This window comes from Agrobacterium sp. NPDC090283, assembly GCF_044769685.1.
In the GTDB taxonomy this organism is placed as follows: Bacteria; Pseudomonadota; Alphaproteobacteria; order Rhizobiales; family Rhizobiaceae; genus Agrobacterium.
Window position 1 is genome coordinate 37,551 of record NZ_JBIVYG010000017.1, and the last position, 16,362, is coordinate 53,912.

17 protein-coding genes are annotated in these 16,362 nt (G+C 60.5%); 9 read left to right on the top strand and 8 right to left on the bottom strand.

The genetic code is table 11. The annotated features are described in order from the left end of the window. Positions 1-192: 192 nt before the first annotated feature. Positions 193-1,077 (top strand): acetylglutamate kinase, encoded by an 885-nt coding sequence (gene argB, locus ACIQUH_RS21440; RefSeq protein WP_400818715.1) that lies wholly within the window; start codon positions 193-195, stop codon positions 1,075-1,077. A gap of 46 nt (positions 1,078-1,123) precedes the next feature. Here the strand turns inward: argB and ACIQUH_RS21445 are convergent, their stop codons facing one another. Further along, positions 1,124-2,041: an EamA family transporter gene (locus tag ACIQUH_RS21445; RefSeq protein WP_400818717.1), complete on the bottom strand. Its 918-nt coding sequence runs from the start codon at positions 2,039-2,041 to the stop codon at positions 1,124-1,126. A 106-nt stretch (positions 2,042-2,147) separates the two neighbouring features. Here ACIQUH_RS21445 and ACIQUH_RS21450 point away from each other — a divergent pair, with 106 nt between their 5' ends. Beyond that, the gene (locus ACIQUH_RS21450) at positions 2,148-2,861 is read left to right on the top strand and encodes a pyrimidine 5'-nucleotidase (protein ID WP_400818719.1); all 714 of its coding nucleotides are present in this window, start codon (positions 2,148-2,150) and stop codon (positions 2,859-2,861) included. Positions 2,862-2,961: 100 nt separating this feature from the next. After that, the gene (locus tag ACIQUH_RS21455) at positions 2,962-3,570 is read left to right on the top strand and encodes an EF-hand domain-containing protein (RefSeq protein ID WP_400818721.1); all 609 of its coding nucleotides are present in this window, start codon (positions 2,962-2,964) and stop codon (positions 3,568-3,570) included. Positions 3,571-3,612: 42 nt separating this feature from the next. Here the strand turns inward: ACIQUH_RS21455 and ACIQUH_RS21460 are convergent, their stop codons facing one another. Continuing rightward, positions 3,613-3,870: a DUF1150 family protein gene (locus ACIQUH_RS21460; protein ID WP_003503706.1), complete on the bottom strand. Its 258-nt coding sequence runs from the start codon at positions 3,868-3,870 to the stop codon at positions 3,613-3,615. 56 nt (positions 3,871-3,926) lie between these two features. Beyond that, complete coding sequence (locus tag ACIQUH_RS21465) at positions 3,927-4,352, bottom strand: Hsp20 family protein (RefSeq protein WP_400818724.1); 426 nt, start codon at positions 4,350-4,352, stop codon at positions 3,927-3,929. Between the two features lie 206 nt (positions 4,353-4,558). Between ACIQUH_RS21465 and ACIQUH_RS21470 the strand changes: the two genes are divergently transcribed. Then, positions 4,559-5,503: a nucleoside hydrolase gene (locus tag ACIQUH_RS21470; protein WP_400818726.1), complete on the top strand. Its 945-nt coding sequence runs from the start codon at positions 4,559-4,561 to the stop codon at positions 5,501-5,503. Between the two features lie 71 nt (positions 5,504-5,574). Here ACIQUH_RS21470 and ACIQUH_RS21475 read toward each other — a convergent pair whose 3' ends face one another. Both ACIQUH_RS21475 and ACIQUH_RS21480 read right to left on the bottom strand, forming a co-directional pair. Then, entirely contained in the window at positions 5,575-7,914 is a 2,340-nt protein-coding gene (locus ACIQUH_RS21475; RefSeq protein WP_400818729.1) for a methyl-accepting chemotaxis protein, read from the bottom strand. A 167-nt stretch (positions 7,915-8,081) separates the two neighbouring features. Then, positions 8,082-8,948, bottom strand: coding sequence for an LOG family protein (locus tag ACIQUH_RS21480; RefSeq protein ID WP_031234344.1), 867 nt, complete (start codon positions 8,946-8,948; stop codon positions 8,082-8,084). A 138-nt stretch (positions 8,949-9,086) separates the two neighbouring features. Here ACIQUH_RS21480 and dapD point away from each other — a divergent pair, with 138 nt between their 5' ends. From dapD to ACIQUH_RS21495, 3 genes are read left to right on the top strand one after another with little or no spacing between them, the layout of a single operon-like run. Next, positions 9,087-9,941 (top strand): 2,3,4,5-tetrahydropyridine-2,6-dicarboxylate N-succinyltransferase, encoded by an 855-nt coding sequence (dapD, locus tag ACIQUH_RS21485; protein WP_059759385.1) that lies wholly within the window; start codon positions 9,087-9,089, stop codon positions 9,939-9,941. Between the two features lie 14 nt (positions 9,942-9,955). Then, positions 9,956-11,152: a succinyl-diaminopimelate desuccinylase gene (dapE, locus tag ACIQUH_RS21490; RefSeq protein WP_400818733.1), complete on the top strand. Its 1,197-nt coding sequence runs from the start codon at positions 9,956-9,958 to the stop codon at positions 11,150-11,152. Further along, positions 11,136-11,732 (top strand): hypothetical protein, encoded by a 597-nt coding sequence (locus ACIQUH_RS21495; RefSeq protein WP_400818735.1) that lies wholly within the window; start codon positions 11,136-11,138, stop codon positions 11,730-11,732. The genes dapE and ACIQUH_RS21495 overlap by 17 nt, the downstream gene beginning before the upstream one ends. Positions 11,733-11,754: 22 nt before the next feature. Here the strand turns inward: ACIQUH_RS21495 and truA are convergent, their stop codons facing one another. Genes truA through def form a run of 3 tightly spaced genes read right to left on the bottom strand, consistent with a single transcriptional unit; the run spans position 11,755 to position 14,053 of the window. Continuing rightward, the gene (gene truA / locus ACIQUH_RS21500; RefSeq protein WP_400818737.1) at positions 11,755-12,558 is read right to left on the bottom strand and encodes a tRNA pseudouridine(38-40) synthase TruA; all 804 of its coding nucleotides are present in this window, start codon (positions 12,556-12,558) and stop codon (positions 11,755-11,757) included. After that, positions 12,558-13,493: a methionyl-tRNA formyltransferase gene (gene fmt / locus ACIQUH_RS21505; RefSeq protein WP_400818739.1), complete on the bottom strand. Its 936-nt coding sequence runs from the start codon at positions 13,491-13,493 to the stop codon at positions 12,558-12,560. The genes truA and fmt overlap by 1 nt, the downstream gene beginning before the upstream one ends. A gap of 47 nt (positions 13,494-13,540) precedes the next feature. Then, positions 13,541-14,053: a peptide deformylase gene (gene def / locus ACIQUH_RS21510; protein ID WP_080791476.1), complete on the bottom strand. Its 513-nt coding sequence runs from the start codon at positions 14,051-14,053 to the stop codon at positions 13,541-13,543. A gap of 149 nt (positions 14,054-14,202) precedes the next feature. On the opposite strand from def, the gene ACIQUH_RS21515 reads away from it, so the two are divergent. Then, entirely contained in the window at positions 14,203-15,396 is a 1,194-nt protein-coding gene (locus ACIQUH_RS21515; protein WP_400818741.1) for a DNA recombination protein RmuC, read from the top strand. Between the two features lie 54 nt (positions 15,397-15,450). Further along, the gene (locus tag ACIQUH_RS21520) at positions 15,451-16,350 is read left to right on the top strand and encodes a ribokinase (RefSeq protein ID WP_400818743.1); all 900 of its coding nucleotides are present in this window, start codon (positions 15,451-15,453) and stop codon (positions 16,348-16,350) included. The last annotated feature ends 12 nt before the right edge of the window (positions 16,351-16,362 follow it).

Here is a 16,362-nt window from a genome sequence, read left to right on the forward strand (position 1 = left end):
CTCCCCTTTCCCCTGCAAGGCTGGTCCCATTGGGCCTTTATGTCAATCACATTACAGGGCCGGGACCGTCAAAAAAAAGAAATTTGACCGCTGCCGACACAATAAGGCCAGGAGGTTATTTCATCCGTCAAAGACTTGCTTTAGAGCGGTGACAGGCTCTCAACAGCCGCAACCACAGACCGAGGTTTTTAGATGACTGCTTCCGAAAGCGAAACTCAGGCGCGGCTGCTCGCACAAGCTCTGCCCTTCATGCAGAAATACGAGAACAAGACCATCGTGGTGAAATATGGCGGTCACGCCATGGGAGATACCACGCTCGGCAAGGCTTTCGCGGAAGACATCGCCCTGTTGAAGCAATCGGGCATTAACCCCATCGTCGTGCATGGCGGCGGCCCGCAGATCGGCGCGATGCTGACGAAGATGGGCATCGAATCGAAATTCGAGGGCGGCCTGCGCGTTACCGACGCCAAGACGGTCGAGATTGTCGAAATGGTTCTGGCAGGCTCCATCAACAAGGAAATCGTCGCCCTCATCAACCAGACGGGTGAATGGGCCATCGGCCTGTGCGGCAAGGACGGTAACATGGTCTTTGCCGAAAAGGCGAAAAAGACCGTCATCGATCCCGACAGCAATATCGAACGTGTACTCGATCTCGGCTTCGTCGGCGAAGTCACCGAAGTCGACCGCACCTTGCTCGACCTGCTCGCCAAGTCGGAAATGATCCCGGTCATCGCCCCGGTCGCTCCCGGTCGCGACGGTGCCACCTACAATATCAACGCCGATACCTTCGCCGGCGCGATTGCGGGTGCGCTTCACGCTTCGCGTCTGCTGTTTCTCACCGACGTTCCCGGCGTTCTCGACAAGAACAAGGAGCTCATCAAGGAACTTACCGTCTCGCAGGCGCGCGCGCTCATCAAGGACGGCACGATTTCCGGCGGTATGATCCCGAAGGTCGAGACCTGCATCGATGCCATCAAGGCCGGTGTTCAGGGCGTGGTGATCCTCAACGGCAAGACGCCCCACTCCGTCCTTCTGGAAATCTTCACGGAAGGCGCCGGCACGCTCATCGTGCCCTGATGTGCTTCAGGTGGCGGACAGCGAGCCTGTCCGCCACATCGGGCATTCAGCCGAATGCCAGCAGCGACAGCACACCCACGACAATCAGCAGGCAGCCGGAGAGTTCGAGCCGGTTGATCTTCTCCTTGAAGAAAAGCACGGTCGAAGCGAAGGCGAAGAGCATCTCCACCTGCGCCAATGCCTTCACCACGGCGGCCTGTTGCAGGGTCATCGCCGTGAACCAGCCGAATGAGGCCGTGGCGCCTACGAAACCGACCGCAAGCGACGGTTTCCACACCCTGGCGATCCGCCGCAACTCTTCCCGCTCGCGCCAGACGATCCACAGGAACATCGACACCGTCTGCATGACGATGACGACAACGAGGGTAAAGCCCGCCTGCATCATCGCGTCCGGGGCGGGAAGGCTCGGCGCAAGCGCGAGCGACGCTGATCGATAGGCAACCGACGACAGGCCGAAGAAAGCGCCTGAAGCAAGGCCGATACCCGCCGTCCGGCTGAAAATAGAGGTCAGGAAGGAAGCGGGCGTGACTTCCGTGCGCGCCACCGAAATCAGCATGACGCCGGCAACCGAGATGGCGATGGCCGCCAATGTGCCGCCATTGACGCTTTCACCGATGAAGATAAGCGCGAACAGTGCTGCCTGCGCCGGTTCTGTGCGGGAATAGGCCGTTCCAACCGCAAAATTACGGAAAGAGAACAGATGCACCAGCAGGAAGGTGGCGGCAATCTGCGCCATGGCCCCGACCGTCGCCCACACGGCGAAGGACATGTTGGGCACCGGCAGAGGGCGACCGAGCCCGAAATGCAGAAAAGCGAGATAGGCGAGAGCGAAAGGCATGCCAAACACGAAGCGCACGAAGGTCGCGCCCGTGGTGCCCATCATGCCCTTGAGGTGCTTTTGCAGGGTCGAGCGCAGGTTCTGCAAGAACGCGCTTGCGAAAGTGATGCCTATCCAGAGTTCCATGGCCTTGGCGGTATCATGCGCCGGAGGCCGCAGCCAAGCCCGATTTTCTGATCAATCGTCGTCTTTTCGATTTTCTTCGGCATTCGAAACGGGCATAAAGCAGCCCATGGACACAAAGCCGAAAAACCTGCCCGAAGCCGCCGATTTTGCCCATGTGAGCGAATGGGTCTTCGATCTCGACAACACGCTCTACCCGCATCACGTCAATCTGTTCTCGCAGATCGACCGCAACATGACGGCCTATGTGGCGGAGCTTCTGAAGCTCGATCCCGACGAGGCCCGGGCGCTGCAGAAGCGCTATTATCACGACCACGGCACGACGCTTCAGGGTCTGATGATCCATTACGGCATCAGCCCGGACGAGTTTCTGGAACGCGCCCATGCCATCGATTATTCGGCGCTGAAACCGCATCCGGAACTCGGTGAGGCAATCAAGGCTTTGCCGGGCCGCAAGTTCATCCTCACCAACGGTAGCGTCAAACATGCGCAGGCCGCCGCCGGCGCGCTCGGCATTCTCGATCATTTCGAGGATATTTTCGATATCGTCGCCGCAGGCTATCTGCCGAAACCCGCCAGCGCGACCTATGAGAAGTTTGCCGCGCTTGCGAAACTCGACACGCAAAAAGCCGCCATGTTCGAGGATTTACCGCGCAATCTTGCAGCGCCCAAGGCGCTCGGCATGAAGACCGTGCTGCTCGTCCCCGCCAATCTTGAGGGCATCATCATGGAACGCTGGGAAATCCCCGCCGTCACGGACGCGCATATCGACTATATCACCGATGACCTGACCGGGTTCCTGACGACGACCATCGCAGGCTGAGCAGCGAACATTACCGAAGCTTCATCCACCTTACGGATGTTTAAGTGGTGGGGCGTGTTAGACGTCACTATCTTTTCTTCAGGGACACCAAAGAAAGGTAATGACGATGACCACACGAAAAATCGCCCTGTCTGCTCTTGGCGCAGCCCTTGTGCTCAGCACGGCCGCGACGGCGAGTTTCGCCGCACCCGGCAAAGGCCACAAGGATCGCATGCCGATCCGCCAGGAAGCCGCCTTCGTTCACCTCTTGAAGGTTGCGGATACCAACAAGGACGGCAAGATTTCCAAGGAGGAATTCGCCGCCCGTCAGGACGCGCTCTTCACCGAGATCGACAAGGACAAGGACGGCTCGATCACGCCGAAGGAAATGCGCGAATATCGCCAGGCGAAAATGGAAGCTTTCCGCGCCGCCAATCCCCGTCCCGAGCGTGAGGACGCCAAAGCCGAAGACGGCAAGGGCCCCGAGGGCAAGCGCGCCGAAAGACATGCCGAGCGCGAACATGGCGGCCGTTTCGGCCATCAGGGCTGGGGCAAGCATGGCGGCAAGGGCGCAGGCTTCGCGCTGATCCGCTGGGCCGATACCGACGAGAACGGTCAGGTCAGCAAGGCCGAGTTTACCGCCGCCGGCGAAAAGATGTTCGAACGGCTGGACAAGAACAAGGACGGCGTCATCTCCATCGACGACATGCCGGACCGCCCGTTCCTTTGATCCAATAAGCATAAAGCCCGCTCAACCGGCGGGCTTTTTCCTTCAATGCAGGCTGACGGTCTTGAGATCGTCTTCGGCAGCCTTGAAAAATGTACTGGACCGGTTGTCCGTCAGGAGGATCGGCGTACCATCCGCACCAAACAGCGCCCAAAGATCCAATTGCGGATCGAGATCAGGCGCCTCCGGGAAACAGCGGCTAACGTCTTCCGCACGGATCTTGCGGATATATCCCACTTCTCCTTCACCGATATGGGCGAGCTGGGACTGGGTGAGACGCGCATGCGCTTCTTTTAAGAGCATATTTCAGCCTCCTTCTTCACGCCGAGCGATTCATGTCCGATTCCGGCGTTCACGTTCTACTCTGAGACGGAAATATTAATTTTCTTTACCACGTTTGAAATTTCGGGCCGGACCAGATCGATGGACAGAAGGCCGTTGCGCAGGCGCGCGTCGCGAACCTGCATGCCATCGGCAAGCACGAAGACCCGCTGGAACTGGCGCGCGGCGATGCCGCGATAGAGAAAATCGCGCTTCTCCTGTTCCTGCTGGCGTCCGCGAATGACGAGCTGATTATCGGCCGTCGTCACATCCAGATCATCCTGCGAAAACCCCGCGACGGCGATGGTGATGCGCAGGCGTTCCGGCACATCGTCACTGCCCGGCAGGCGCTCGATATTATAGGGAGGATAGCCATCATTGGCCTTTGCCATACGCTCCAGCGTTTTTTCCATGGCATCAAAACCCAGCAAAAGCGGGTGAGTGAATGGCGTCATGCGGCTCATATCTCTGTTGTCCTTGCAACCAAGCGACGTTTCGCGGTCCCGCTTCCGGCAACCTCGCCGGTCAATCGCACCGGCCCCTGCAATATGGGAAGCACAACCGCAATACGCAAGACGCGGCGACGAGCAAAGGGGACACCGGGGAATGAGGCTTGACAAGTGAGCATCCGCGGCTCGAAAAAAGCGCTCATCTCAACGGCGGGCAAGACATGGCAGAACGCAGAAAAATCATCATCGACACCGATCCGGGCCAGGACGACGCGGCGGCAATCATGCTCGCTTTCGCAAGTCCGGAGGAAATCGACATTCTCGGATTGTGCGCCGTCGCCGGCAACGTTCCCTTGAAGCTCACCAGCCGCAATATCCGCATCATCAGCGAATTGTGCGGCCGCACCGATATTCCCGTCTACGAGGGCGCCGAGAAGCCGCTGGTGCGCAAGCCCATCACCGCCGAGCACGTTCACGGCAGCACCGGCCTCGATGGCCCTGATCTCGATGAGCCGACGATGGAGGCGCAAAAGCAGCATGCGGTCGATTTCATCATCGAAACGCTGATGCGGGAACCCGCCGGCACCGTGACACTGTGCACGCTCGGCGCGCTGACCAATGTGGCTCTGGCGCTCCTGAAGGCACCCGAGATCGCCGACCGCGTCAAGGAACTGGTGATGATGGGCGGCGGTTTCTTCGAGGGCGGCAACATCACGCCGGCGGCGGAATTCAACATCTATGTCGACCCGCAGGCCGCCGATATCGTCTTCCGCTCCGGCATGCCTGTTGTCATGATGCCGCTCGACGTCACCCACCAGTTGCTGACGACCAAGGCGCGCGTCAGCCGCATTCGCGAGATCGGCACACGGCCGGCCATCGCCATGGCGGAAATGCTGGAATTCTTCGAACGTTTCGACATCGAGAAATACGGTTCGGACGGTGGTCCGCTGCATGATCCGACCGTCATCGCCTATCTCATCAAACCCGAACTGTTTCAGGGTCGCGAGTGCAATGTCGAAATCGAAGTCCATTCCGAACTCACCATGGGCATGACGGTGGTGGATTGGTGGCATGTTACCGAACGGCCCGCCAACGCCCGCGTTATGCGCAATGTGGATGCGGATGGCTTTTTCGAACTGCTGACGGAACGCTTCGCCCGTCTGTAACGGAGTGCGGATACGCAAAAGGGCCGCTGGTATCGCCAGCGGCCCTTTTTATTTGAAGCCGGAAAGGCTTGTCAGAATTCCGTCCAGTCATCCTGCGCCAGCGCGTTTGCGCCGCTGGTTCTCGGGCGTGCGCGGGGGGTAGCGGCATGTGCAGGCGCGTGCGTCTGCGCCGGAGCGGCGGGGGCGCGCATTGCCGCCGCTGCGGCGCGCAATTGCTGGCTGGAATGGCCGCCGGAAACCGAGAAACCGGCAACGAGCGATTTCAGCGTTTCGGCTTCGCTGTTCAGCGTTACACTCGCAGCGGTAGTTTCTTCCACCATCGCCGCATTCTGCTGGGTAACCTGATCCATCTGGGTGACGGCGGAATTGATCTCCTTGAGACCGACCGCCTGCTCGCTGGCGGAAGCGGAAATCTGCCGTATCAGCTGGTTGATCTGCAGAACCTGATCGGCGATCTTTCTCATCGTCTCGCCAGCTTTGCCGACCAGCTGGACGCCCTCGCCCACCTGCGTGGCCGAGGTGTTGATAAGACCCTTGATCTCCTTGGCGGCGGTGGCGGAGCGTTGTGCCAGTTCGCGCACCTCCTGTGCGACGACGGCAAAACCCTTGCCCGCATCACCCGCACGGGCGGCTTCAACGCCCGCATTCAGCGCCAGAAGGTTGGTCTGGAAGGCGATCTCGTCGATCACGCCGATAATACGGGAGATTTCGGCCGAGGATTGCGCGATACCCTGCATGGAGTTCACGGCCTGCTGCACGACCTCGCCCGACTTGCCGGCGTCGTCGCAGGCATGGCTGACGGCTCCAGCCGCCTCAGCGGCGTTTTCCGCGCTGGAATTGACCTGCGCGGTAAGCTCGTTGAGAGCGGCGGCGGTTTCTTCGAGGCTCGCGGCCTGCTGTTCCGTGCGGTGCGACAGATCACTAGCGGCGCGGGTGATCTCACCGGTGCCGTTGCCGATGCTGACGACGGTTGTGTTGACCGTGGAAACGGTTTCCTCGAGGCTGGCGAGCGCCGCGTTGAAGTCCTCACGCAGCTTTACATATTCGCCGGGAAACTCGTCCTCGATACGGTAGGTGAGGTTACCCTGCGAAAGCGCGTTGAGGCCAGCACCAAGCGCGCCGACAATGTGCTGCTGCATGCGGCTGTTTTCATTGCGCTCGAATTCGGATCGCTGGCGCTCCGTTTCCGCATGGCCACGCTGGGCGGCGGCTTCGGCCTCCATCTCGCGAATGCCGGCAAGCTTCGCGCGGAACCCTTCCAGCGCGGTAGCCACGGCGCCCGTCTCATCCCGGCGTTCCTGTCCGGAAACCGGTACGTCGTAGCGACCGTCACTCAGCGTCCTGACGTCGGAGACCAGCGAGGCAAGGGGATTGCGGACAAAATAACGTACGGCGAAATAAAGCGCGGTGATGACGGCGGCGAGAATGACGATCGCGCCGATGATCATCATGTAGGTCTGTTCCTGAACCGGCGCGTTCAGCGCCTGATGGGGAATATCCACCAGCACCACCCAGGTCGCGTTGAGACCCGGAACGGCGAAAGGATAGACGAGACGGTTAAAGGGCGCGTCCGTATCAAGGCCGAGATTTTCGATGAGGCCCTGCTTGCTTGACGTGATCGCCGCCTGAACGGTGCTCGCACCGTCTCCGTCATAGGCTTTCATGTTCTGTTCCGGCGTCGGCGGCACCAGCCATTGCCCGCCCTGCGAAACGAGCGTCACGCGGCCGGTCTCGAAAGGATGCAGCGCCTGCAGCTTCTGCGACAGCGAGGCGAGCGATATATCCACACCCGCGACGCCGATCATCTTGCCATCCGACATGACCGGATAGGCAAGCGAGGTCATGGTGGTGGGCACTTCCGTGCCTTCGGCGAGATAGGGCTGGGTAATAGCGCCCTTGCCGGTCTTTGCCGCAAGGGCATACCATTCCGCCGCATAGTCGTTATTGAAGGTTGAAAACTGGATATCGCCCTTCTGGGTCTTCGACCAGTAGGGCGCAAACGCGCCGTTTTCATTGGTGCCGAGATCCAGCCTGCCCGCAATCTCCTTGCTCTGCCCATCAAAAAGGCCAAGCTGCTCGCAGAACCAGCTTCCGAAAGCGAAAGCATTCTGCTCGACATTGGCCTTGAGGATGTTGACGATGCCGGGGCGATCCATCGATTTCGCCTGATGCGCACGGCCGATGACACCGGCCATGGAGCGCGCGGCGCTGCCCAGTTCACCCACATCGGCAGCGATGACGTTGGCGATGGCGCGCGCTTCGGTATTGGCCTGCTCCATGGTCAGCGAATGGACGCGCTCGCTGGTCTGGGAAATCAGGAAGGAATTCGATGCGACAAGAACCGTGGTGATGGCGCAGCCGGTTACAAGGATCAGTTTGGTCGCAAGCGACTTCACTTGGAAATTGAACATTTTGGCCTCGATCAAATCGCCCGCCCGAAAAGGCTGACGTCAACGGATGAGAAATCTCCGTCATGGAGGCCCGTCCTCACGGGACAGTGCGCTGCAGCGCGACGGGGCAAAACTAGAAGATCTTTGCTAATTAAGCCCTAAAATTACATCGCCGCGCCAAGCATAAATCAGTGTTCGTAATGGGCCGAGATGATTTTCCATGCATCGTCGGCCGTTTCGGCGAAGTGCAGAAGATTCATATCTTCAGGTGCGATGGTGCCGAAATCCGCCAGGAACTCGAAGTTGATCACCGATCGCCAGAATTTCTCACCGAACAGGATGAGAGGAATGGGCTCCATGCGTTTCGTCTGGATCAGGGTCAGCGCTTCGAACAATTCATCCAGCGTGCCGAAACCGCCGGGGAAGATCACCACTGCCTTCGCCCGCATCAGGAAATGCATCTTGCGAATGGCGAAATAGTGGAAGTTGAAGCTCAGCTCCGGCGTCACATAGGGGTTCGGCGCCTGCTCGTGCGGCAGAACGATGTTGAGACCGATAGAAGGGCCACCGGCATCGGCAGCGCCGCGATTGCCCGCTTCCATGACACCAGGACCACCGCCGGTGACCACGACATATTCGAGATGATCCGATTTCGCGGCATAGTCGGTGCAGAGACGGGCGAACTTGCGCGCCTCGTCGTAATAGACCGAGGATTGCTCGAGATTGCGCTTCTGCGTCTCGTTGCGCGCCGCCCAGGCTTCGCCGCCGGGTTCGGGAATGCGGGCGCCGCCAAACATAACGACGGTGGATTTGATGCCGCGCTCGGTCAGCGCCATTTCCGTCTTCAGAAGCTCCAATTGAAGCCTGACGGGGCGCAGTTCCTCGCGGCAGAGGAAATCCATGTCCACATAGGCGAGGCGATAGGACGGGGAATCCGACTGCGGTGTTTTTTGAACGACCTCGGCCTGCTGCTTATCGACGGCACTGCGCTTCAACGGATCCCATACCCCGTCCTTGCGCCGCAACTTGCCGTTTTTCAGTCGTGTCATTTCCATGCCTTTCGTCTGACGCGCCAAATCACCCAAATCACATTGACGCCTTTCCAACACTCCCTTAGATCAAATGACCAAAGCCTTCCAGCGGCGCGGCACCATCCGTGACCACGAACACCACGCGACTTTAAGGAATTTTCCATGAGCCTTACGGATCTCACCTCCCTCGAAACCATCATCGAAACCGCCTTCGACAACCGCGATGGTGTGAACGTATCGACGAAGGGCGAGGTTCGCGACGCCGTGGACACATCTCTTCAACTTCTCGATAGCGGCAAGGCACGCGTGGCCGAAAAGCAGGCTGACGGGAACTGGAAGGTGAACCAGTGGCTGAAAAAGGCCGTGCTCCTGTCCTTCCGCCTGAACGACATGGAGATCGTGACCGGCGGACCGGGCGAATCCACCTGGTGGGACAAGGTGCCGTCGAAGTTTGAAAACTGGGGTGAAAACCAGTTCCGCGCCGCCGGTTTCCGCGCCGTACCGAATGCCGTCGTGCGCCGCTCCGCCTATGTTGCCAAGAACGTGGTCCTGATGCCCTCCTTCGTCAATCTCGGTGCCTATGTCGATGAAGGCACGATGGTCGATACCTGGGCAACGGTCGGCTCCTGCGCGCAGATCGGCAAGAACGTGCATCTTTCGGGCGGCGTCGGCATCGGCGGTGTTCTGGAGCCGCTTCAGGCCGGCCCGACCATCATCGAGGACAATTGCTTCATCGGCGCCCGTTCGGAAGTCGTGGAAGGCTGCATCGTGCGTGAAGGCGCCGTTCTCGGCATGGGCGTGTTCATCGGCAAGTCCACCAAGATCGTCGATCGCGCCACCGGCGAGATCACCTATGGCGAAGTGCCGCCCTATTCCGTCGTCGTTGCCGGCACCATGCCGGGCAAGCCTTTCCCGAACGGCGAACCCGGCCCGAGCCTTTATTGCGCCGTGATCGTCAAGCGCGTCGATGAGAAGACCCGCTCCAAGACCGGCATCAACGAGCTTCTGCGCGACTGATAAAAGCTGATACCATGACCACGACCGATCCCGTTGCCAATCTCGCCGCCCTCATCCGTTGCCCCTCGGTGACGCCTGCGGAAGGCGGCGCGCTTTCCCTGCTCGACAGCCTGCTTTCGCCGCTTGGTTTCCAGGTGGACAGGATGGTGGCGAGCGAGGCGGGAACGCCTGACGTGGAAAACCTCTATGCCCGGCTCGGCACCGAGGGTCCGCATCTGATGTTTGCGGGCCATACGGATGTTGTTCCGGTGGGCGACGAGGCAGCATGGAGCCATCCGCCCTTTGCGGCCGAAATTACCGGCGGCGAAATGTATGGCCGCGGTGCGGTAGACATGAAGGGTGGCATCGCCTGTTTTGTTGCCGCTATTGCCCGTTTTATCGAAAAACACGGCAAGCCGCAGGGCTCCGTCTCCTTCCTGATCACGGGCGATGAGGAAGGCCCGTCGATCAACGGCACCTCCAAGCTGCTGGAATGGGCGGCCGCCAAGGGCGAGACATGGGACGCCTGCGTGGTGGGCGAACCGACCAATCCCGACCAGCTGGGCGACATGATCAAGATCGGCCGCCGGGGGTCACTCTCCGGCCGCATCACGGTCCATGGCGTGCAGGGACACGCCGCCTATCCGCATCTCGCCGACAACCCCATTCGCGGGTTGTTGCAGCTCACCCATGCGCTGATGCATCCGCCCTTCGATCACGGCACCGATAATTTCCAGCCTTCCAATCTGGAAGTGACGACCGTCGATACCGGCAATGCCGCCACCAATGTGATCCCGGCGCGGGCGACGGCCTCCTTCAACATCCGTTTCAACGACACCTGGACGGCGGAAAGCCTCAGGGCAGAAATCATCCGCCGCCTCGATGCCGCCGCGGCCGAAGGTGAGCTTCGCCCGGACCGTTCACCGGTGAAATACGACATCGTCTGGGCGGACCGTCCGGCCCATGTATTCCTGACCCGCAACAATGCGCTCATCTCCTCGCTTTCCGGCGCGGTGGAGGCCGTGACCGGCAAGGAGCCCAAGCTTTCGACCACCGGCGGCACCTCGGATGCGCGCTTCATCAAGGATTATTGCCCGGTGGTGGAGTTCGGCCTCGTCGGACAGACCATGCATATGGTCGACGAGCGCGTGGCGGTTGCCGATCTGGAGACGCTGACGCGGATTTACGAGACCTTTATCGAACGCTGGTTCGCCCATGCCGACGGCAAGTGAAGTAAGGCTCTATCTGACGGGCCTGTGGCTTCTGCTGCTCGGCGACCATAACGGCGCCCGTTATCTGGACCTCTCCGAGCGCGGCATGTGGCGATCCTTCTATTCCGCGCTGTGGTGCCTGCCGGCCATGCTGGTTTCCTGGCTGTGGCTGCGGGCCGCCTTCCTCGCCAGCTATCCGCCCGGTACCGGAACGGGCTTCATCTTTTTTTTCCGTCTGGCGATGGTCGAGGCCATCTGCTGGATCGTGCCGCTGCTGTTGATCGGCATGCTGCTCTTTGCCTTCGGCGCGCGGGAAAAATTCGCGCCGCTCGTCACCACCATGAACTGGCTGTCGCTGCCATTTTCCTATGCCTATGCGGTTCTGATCCTGATCGCATTCTTCCTGCCGCCCTTGCAGGGGCTGATCGCCATTCTGTGGCTGGCGCTGCTTCTGTCGCTGGTCTTCGCCTTCTCGCGAATTGTGCGGTTCTTCATCCGCGACCAGTCGCTGCTCGTCTCGGCCATCGTCATGACGCTGCTGGTGCCCGGCATGCTTCTGTCGGAAGCGCTGCAGCGTTTTCTCGGCGTTTACCCCGCCTGAGAAGCGGCCTGGGTTTTAGAGCTCAGTCTGTATCCTCAGCCATATCGACTTCAGGGTACCGACGGCGCGGCGGAATGACGTCGGGATAATCGACCTGCATGAAATAAAGACCGTCCGGCGGCGCGACCGGGCCGCAGGCCTTGCGGTCCCGCGCCTCCAGTGCGGCACGCACATCCTCCGGCGTCATCGTGCCTTCGCCCGCCAGTTTCAGCGTGCCGGCGAAAGAGCGGATCTGGTTATGCAGGAAGCTCTGCGCAGTCGCGCGGATTTCGATGAGATCGCCGGTGCGCGTCACATCCAGCCGGTCGAGCGTGCGCACCGGGCTGTTCGCCTGACAATGCACGGAACGGAAGGTGGTGAAATCATGCCGGCCGACGAGCATCTGCGCGGCTTCATGCATGCGCTCATGATCCATGTCCTTCGACACCCACCATGCCCGCTTGTGCTCCAGCGCCAGCCGGGCCTTGCGGCAGATGATGCGGTAGAGGTAGTGCCGACGAAGAGCGGAAAACCGGGCGTCGAAATCCTCGGTCACGGAAGCGGCATCGAGGACGGCTACGGCCTCACCGGCCATGGCGAGATGCGCATTGAGCGCGTTACGAAGCTTGTAGGGTTCCCATTCTCGGGAAAGATCGACGTGGACGACCTGCCCGACGGCATGCACGCCGGAATCGGTGCGGCCGGCGCCGCGAATGGAAACGCTCTCTCCCGTCAACGACCGGACAGCAGCTTCCAAAGCACCCTGAACCGAAGGGCCGTTTTCCTGTCTCTGCCAGCCGTAATAGGACGTGCCGTCATATTCGACGGTCATGCGGAAACGTGGCATCAGCCGAGCCTCGTTGTCGCCGGAACCGGCGTACCGCGCACGAAATCGGCCGCCGACATCGGCTTGCCGCCAGCCTTCTGCAAGCGGGTGAGCCGCACGGCACCGCTGCCGCAGGCAATGGTGAGCGCATCATCCAGCGCCGCACCGGCTTCTCCCATGCCGCTAGCCAGCTCGGACGCCAGAACCTTCACGCGCTCGGCTTTGCCGCCGATATCCATCTCCAGCCAGGCGCCGGGAAACGGCGAAAGGCCGCGAATGTGATTGTGCACATCCTGCGCTGGCCTTGAAAAATCGATGCGGGTTTCGCCCTTGTCGATCTTTGCAGCGTAGAGAACGCCCTCTTCCGCCTGGGTGACGAGAGGCAGGTCACCGGCTTCCAGCTTGGCCATCGCCTGCCGCATCAGCCGCGCGCCGGCCAGCATCAGGCTGTCGTGCAATTCGCCAGCCGTCATATTCTCGCCGATTGCGATCTTGGCGGTGAGCGCGACGGGGCCGGTATCGAGCCCCTTTTCCATTTTCATGACCATCATGCCGGTCTCGGCATCGCCGGCCATGATCGCCCGCTGGATGGGTGCAGCACCGCGCCAGCGCGGCAGCAGGGAGGCGTGACCATTGTAACAGCCAAGGCGCGTGCCGCTGAGGATCGCTTCCGGCAGCAGCAGACCGTAGGCCACGACAACCGCGACATCGGCATTGAAGTCCCGGAATTGCTGGCGGTCTTCCTCAGCCTTGAAGTTCACCGGCGTCAGCACAGGCAGGCCCAAAAGCTCGGCGGCCTGATGCACCGGTGACTTCTGCAGATCGAGGCCACGGCGGCCGCCGGGACGCGGCGGCTGGGTGTAGACGGCAACGATCTCGTGGCCCGCCTCCACCAGTGCACGCAATGTGGGAACGGAAAATTCCGGCGTACCCATAAAAATGATGCGAAGAGCCATCGTCGCCCCCTGCCCTGTTTTCCGTTCCATCTCCCAAAGGAGAAGGATCAGATCTTTGCGCGGGCCGCTTTCGTGAATTTCTTGATGACCATGTCGCGCTTCAGCCGCGAAATATGGTCGATGAAGAGAACGCCGTTCAGGTGATCGATCTCGTGCTGCAGGCAGGTTGCAAGCAGACCATCCGCCTCGACCGTCTGCTGCTTGCCGTCACGGCCGACATATTGCACCGTGAGCGACGCGGGACGCTCGACCTCGGCATAATAATCGGGAATGGAGAGGCAACCTTCCTCATAGGTCGAGACATCGTCCGACACTTTGAGGATTTCGGGATTGATGAAGACGATCGGGGTCTTTTCCTCGCCTTCACGCGCAACGTCGATCACCAGCATGCGGCGCGGCACGCCGATCTGAATGGCGGCGAGGCCGATACCCGGCGCATCATACATGGTTTCGAGCATGTCGTCGGCAAGGCGCAGCACCTCGGCATCCACCTGTTCGATGGGCCTGGATTGCTGGCGCAGCACGGGATCGGGCAAAATGATAAGCGGTTTGATGGTCATGGCTTCCCATAACGTATCTCTCGCGCCGAGGAAATAAAAAACACGAGGGTGAAAACGGCTTGCGTCGTCCACCGCATTCGACTCATTTCCGCCGCAGGAATGTTCTTGTTTTGATCTTCCGAATCACTGGAAATCTGCTAGATTTAATCATGAACATAGATTTCTCCGTTCTCCTTACCCCCGCACTCCGCGCGGGCTCCGTCGATATCAGCTTCGGCGCGCTGCTCGCGGCTCTGGTTTTCGGGCTGGTCATCACATGGCTGGTCACGACAAACCGCGCAAAAAAAGCGGGAGCCGACGGTGAAATCTCCGATCTCCTGAAAACACAGTCCGAATTGCATGGCCGGATCGCGGCCATGGCGGAAACGCTCGGCACCCGCCAGACCGAGATGAGCCAGACGCTGAACCAGCGCCTTGACGGCATGTCACAGCGCCTTGGCGAAACGCTGACGGAACAGACCCGGTCGACCCATGAGAATCTGAGCCGCCTGCAGGAACGCCTGGCGGTGATCGATGCCGCACAGGGCAATATTCAGGATTTGGCGAAAGACGTGGTCGGGCTGCAGGCGATCCTTTCCAACAAGCAGACGCGCGGTGCCTTCGGACAGGCGCGCATGGAAACGTTGATCGCCGATGCGCTTCCCAACGGGGCCTTTCAGCTGCAGCCGACGCTTTCCAACGGCTACCGGCCGGATTGCACCATCAAAATGCCGAACAATGCGCCGCCGCTGGTCATCGACGCCAAGTTTCCGCTGGAAGCATGGAACGCTATCAAGGCGGATGAGACGCCGGAAACCAAACGCGCAGCCGTGCAGCAGTTCCGCCGCGATATGGAGGTACATATTCGCGACGTCGCGGAGAAATACCTCATTCGCGGCGAGACACAGGACACGGCCTTCATCTTCGTGCCGTCCGAATCGATCTTCGCCGACATTCACCAGCATTTCGAATATCTCGTGCAGCGCGCCCACCGCGCCCGCGTCGTCATCGTTTCGCCATCGCTGCTGATGCTGTCGGTGCAGGTCATTCAGTCGGTTTTGAAAGACCAGCGCATGCGCGAGCAGGCGCATCTCATCCAGGGCGAAGTGGCGCTGCTCATGGACGATGTGCGGCGGCTGGACGACCGGACGCGCAAGCTGCAGGCCCATTTCGGGCTGGCGCAGAAGGACATCGACATGATGCTGATCTCTTCCGACAAGGTGCTGGCGCGCGGCCAGAAGATCGAAGGCCTCGATTTCTCGCCGACGGAAAAAGAGGCTCCGCATGGGGAAATCGAACAGGCCCGTCGCTTTGCGGAAAACAGAGCCGGTGCAGCAAAATTGCGGGTAGTTGACGACGAGTGATCGTCTCGGGCAAAGTCGCCGCCTCGCTCAAATTTCATACGGACCCAGCGCCCCATGATTACTGTTTTCGGCTCCATCAACATGGACCTTGTTGCCACCGCCAAACGCCTGCCCAAGCCCGGTGAAACAGTCACGGGCGAGACTTTTTCCACGGCCGCCGGCGGCAAGGGAGCCAATCAGGCACTGGCCGCGCGGCGTGCAGGCGCCACCGTCAAGATGGCGGGCGCTGCCGGCGATGATACCTTTGCCGCACCAGCGCTGACCTTGCTGCGCGATGCAGGTACCGATCTGTCATTGGTCAAAACCGCACCCGGCCCGACGGGAACGGCGGTGATCCTGATCGGTGAAGGCGGAGAGAACATGATCTCGGTCATTCCCGCCGCCAATGGCGAAGTTTCCGCCTCCGACGCTGCAAGGACAATATCAGAGATGGCTACGGGCGATATTCTGATGTTGCAGTTCGAGATCCCCGCGCCTGCCATCGAAGCGGCGCTGACGGCTGCAAAGGCAAAGCGCATCACCACCGTGATCAATACCGCACCATTGACGTCTGACGCGCCCCGCCTTGCCGGCCTCGCTGATATCGTCATTGCCAATGAAACCGAGTTCGAACTGTTGATCGGCAAGAACGGGCTTTCCGCCTCCGAGCGGGAAAATGAACTCAAGACCCTGCATGACAGGACCGGTCAGACATTGATCGTCACACTTGGTGCGGATGGCGTGATTGCCATGCGCAACAGCAAGGTCTACAGGGCTTCCGGCCTCAAGATCGAGCCGGTCGACACGGTCGGTGCGGGCGATACCTTCTGCGGTTATCTCGCCGCCAGCCTCGATCAGGGGATGGATTTCGAAACGGCGCTGAAGCGCGCCGCCGTTGCGGGTTCGCTCGCCTGCACGCGCGCCGGTGCCCAGCCCTCCATTCCGCTGGCAGCGGAAGTGGATGCAGCGCTCTAAGGGATCAGGCCG

What these genes read in the sequence shown, in the direction of transcription:
- ACIQUH_RS21445 (WP_400818717.1), bottom strand. Translation starts at nt 2,041, where the DNA reads ATGGAACTCTGGATAGGCATCACTTTCGCAAGCGCGTTCTTGCAGAAC.
- fmt (WP_400818739.1), bottom strand. Translation starts at nt 13,493, where the DNA reads ATGGCTCTTCGCATCATTTTTATGGGTACGCCGGAATTTTCCGTTCCC.
- ACIQUH_RS21450 (WP_400818719.1), top strand. Translation starts at nt 2,148, where the DNA reads ATGGACACAAAGCCGAAAAACCTGCCCGAAGCCGCCGATTTTGCCCAT.
- truA (WP_400818737.1), bottom strand. Translation starts at nt 12,558, where the DNA reads ATGCCACGTTTCCGCATGACCGTCGAATATGACGGCACGTCCTATTAC.
- ACIQUH_RS21495 (WP_400818735.1), top strand. Translation starts at nt 11,136, where the DNA reads ATGCCGACGGCAAGTGAAGTAAGGCTCTATCTGACGGGCCTGTGGCTT.
- ACIQUH_RS21460 (WP_003503706.1), bottom strand. Translation starts at nt 3,870, where the DNA reads ATGCTCTTAAAAGAAGCGCATGCGCGTCTCACCCAGTCCCAGCTCGCC.
- dapE (WP_400818733.1), top strand. Translation starts at nt 9,956, where the DNA reads ATGACCACGACCGATCCCGTTGCCAATCTCGCCGCCCTCATCCGTTGC.
- ACIQUH_RS21455 (WP_400818721.1), top strand. Translation starts at nt 2,962, where the DNA reads ATGACGATGACCACACGAAAAATCGCCCTGTCTGCTCTTGGCGCAGCC.
- dapD (WP_059759385.1), top strand. Translation starts at nt 9,087, where the DNA reads ATGAGCCTTACGGATCTCACCTCCCTCGAAACCATCATCGAAACCGCC.
- argB (WP_400818715.1), top strand. Translation starts at nt 193, where the DNA reads ATGACTGCTTCCGAAAGCGAAACTCAGGCGCGGCTGCTCGCACAAGCT.
- def (WP_080791476.1), bottom strand. Translation starts at nt 14,053, where the DNA reads ATGACCATCAAACCGCTTATCATTTTGCCCGATCCCGTGCTGCGCCAG.
- ACIQUH_RS21475 (WP_400818729.1), bottom strand. Translation starts at nt 7,914, where the DNA reads ATGTTCAATTTCCAAGTGAAGTCGCTTGCGACCAAACTGATCCTTGTA.
- ACIQUH_RS21465 (WP_400818724.1), bottom strand. Translation starts at nt 4,352, where the DNA reads ATGAGCCGCATGACGCCATTCACTCACCCGCTTTTGCTGGGTTTTGAT.
- ACIQUH_RS21480 (WP_031234344.1), bottom strand. Translation starts at nt 8,948, where the DNA reads ATGGAAATGACACGACTGAAAAACGGCAAGTTGCGGCGCAAGGACGGG.
- ACIQUH_RS21515 (WP_400818741.1), top strand. Translation starts at nt 14,203, where the DNA reads ATGAACATAGATTTCTCCGTTCTCCTTACCCCCGCACTCCGCGCGGGC.
- ACIQUH_RS21520 (WP_400818743.1), top strand. Translation starts at nt 15,451, where the DNA reads ATGATTACTGTTTTCGGCTCCATCAACATGGACCTTGTTGCCACCGCC.
- ACIQUH_RS21470 (WP_400818726.1), top strand. Translation starts at nt 4,559, where the DNA reads ATGGCAGAACGCAGAAAAATCATCATCGACACCGATCCGGGCCAGGAC.